This is a genomic window from Paenibacillus sp. NRS-1782, from assembly GCF_050467685.1.
GTDB classification, from domain to species: Bacteria; Bacillota; Bacilli; order Paenibacillales; family Paenibacillaceae; genus Paenibacillus; species Paenibacillus terrae_A.
Genome location: NZ_JBITPH010000100.1, coordinates 1 through 772, shown reverse-complemented (window position 1 = coordinate 772; position 772 = coordinate 1). Strand labels below are relative to the sequence as shown.

General features: G+C 42.7%; 1 protein-coding gene and 1 pseudogene. Both read right to left on the bottom strand.

Features of this window, described 5'->3' with window-relative positions:
- A partial coding sequence (locus tag ACIFQM_RS24720) for a P22 coat protein - protein 5 domain protein (RefSeq protein ID WP_430066379.1) occupies window positions 1-549 on the bottom strand: 549 nt, incomplete at its 3' end.
- Window positions 550-576: 27 nt separating this feature from the next.
- Window positions 577-772 (bottom strand): annotated as a pseudogene (locus ACIFQM_RS24715) (DUF4355 domain-containing protein); the annotation flags it as partial.

Genomic DNA, 772 nt, shown 5'->3' with positions numbered 1-772 from the left:
ATCCTTCAGCAGCAAGCCATAGTACCATGCAGGAACTACCACAAAACGTTCCGTTTCAGGTACATTGTTCTCATCCATCATCACGCCAAGATCAATCAGTAACTCATAGGCTGTATCTTTGCTTGGAATTATTGGCGTTGCATCGTTACCCATCGTATTCTCAGCTTTGACCTCTGTGTAGAATCCAGCAAGATACTGATCCACCACATTAGCAAGCCCATACGAAGCTTCCACGATCCCACCATCCAACAGATTCACATTCGCTTGGGCAGCATCTACATCATCCACTTGAAAGTTGAAATACTTCGCCTGATCAATCACCAACGTTTTTTGCGTAGCATCTAGTTCCTGTGGATTACCGATTCCAGCTACCTTGTCATAGTTGCCAATCGTCACCGCTCCAATCGAATTAATTTTCACTGTGGAACCCTGACCTTTAATCTCACCTTCATAATCGGTGTTGACCACATTCCCGTACACCAAATTCTTCTTCAAACTTTCATTTAAACGTGCGCTCCAAATGGTAGGAATAAAATGTTGTACTGACATATCTAATCACCTTGTCCTTTTCGTTTATTATTGTTTGTTTTGTAATGCTTGTTTGACTTGATCCCAATGCTGATTAATCTCGTTTGGCGACATGCCTTTAATCGAATCCAATGTAAATGTGCTACCTGTTGAACCAGCCGGAGGTGTATAGCCATCTCCTTTGAGTCGTTGCTCGACTTGCTGTTGTATAGCCAATTGCAGCGATTGTTCCAGCATAGCCAAA